This is a genomic window from Alcanivorax sp. UBA3183, from assembly GCF_002364155.1.
GTDB lineage: Bacteria > Pseudomonadota > Gammaproteobacteria > Pseudomonadales > Alcanivoracaceae > Alcanivorax > Alcanivorax jadensis.
In genome coordinates this window covers 3,656-4,857 of sequence record NZ_DEXN01000008.1, presented here as the reverse complement: position 1 = coordinate 4,857, position 1,202 = coordinate 3,656, and the positions used below count along the sequence as shown (strand labels likewise).

Annotated in this window: 1 protein-coding gene; it reads right to left on the bottom strand. The window is 59.7% G+C overall.

Annotated features, from left to right (window positions below; translation table 11 throughout):
* Window positions 1-33: 33 nt before the first annotated feature.
* A complete protein-coding gene (locus B3Q33_RS03105; protein WP_035250328.1) occupies window positions 34-1,053 on the bottom strand; it encodes an MBL fold metallo-hydrolase in 1,020 nt (339 codons plus the stop codon).
* Between the last annotated feature and the right edge of the window lie 149 nt (window positions 1,054-1,202).

Below are 1,202 nucleotides of genomic sequence, written 5' to 3'. Positions count from 1 at the left end.
TTGCAGCTTGAAGCTTGTAGCTCACCTTCTTGATCAGGCCGCGAAGTGCCAGATCCCATCGCGGTCTTCGCGCTGCACCCGCCCCTGCTCCACCAGACAATTGAGATGCGCAATGCTTTCACCCATGGCAAACATGAGCTGCTGCACATCCAGCTCCCGGTTGAACATCACCGGCAGAATATCGTGGGCGTTGTGGGGGTGATGACGGCAGGCGGCCTGTACCTGGTCCAGTTGCTGGTCGTGATGGGCGACCAGCGCATTGATTCGGTGATGCAGACCCCGGAACGGCAGGCCGTGGGCCGGCAACACCAGGGTGTCCTGCGGCAGGGCATCGCGAATTGCCTTGAGGCTGTCCACAAACGCTACCACCGGGTTCGCCTCCGGTTCCGTGGGCCGCACCATAAGATTGCTGGAAATGGTGGGCAACACCTGGTCGCCGCTGATCAGCAAGCGGTCGTCATTCCGGTACAGACACAGGTGCTCGGGAGCATGGCCACGACCGATGTGAATCTGCCAGTGCTGACCATTGATAGTCAGGCTGTCACCGGCGCCGACAAATTGCGGGTCAGTCGGCATGGGCATCACCACCCGGCGGAAGCCATTGCCCTTGCCGGCCACCTTGTCCAGGTTGTCGCCCTGCAGGCCATGGCTGCCGAGAAAATGCTTGAAGCGCTGGATGGTCTGTTCATCGCTGGCGTCACAGATATGGCTGGCCAGTTGCCACTCGCCGCGGCTCATGATCACCGGTGCCTGGCAGTGTTGCTGCAGCCAGCCGGCCATGCCGAGATGGTCCGGGTGGTAATGGGTGACGATGATGCGGGTCACCGGCTTGCCGTCCAGTTGTTCGGCCAACAGCTGCTGCCAGATGTCCCGGCTGCGGCGCACTCCCAGGCCGGTATCCACGATTACCCAGCCATGGTTATCTTCCAGCAACCAGAGATTGATATGGTCGAGGGCAAAGGGCAGCGGGAAACGCAGCCAGTAAACCCCGTCGGCCACCTTGAAACGCTGGCCTGCCGGCGGCAGATCAGTGAACGGATAGTGTAGTGACATAACCAACCTTTTGTTTTTTCACCACAGAGGTCACCGAGTACACAGAGAAAAACAAACTGCTGTTTGCAACGCCGCTGGTTTCTGAAAGCCGCTTACAGGCCTTCCAGGCAAGGGGTTTTCTCAGTGCACTCTGTGCCCTCTGTGGTAAA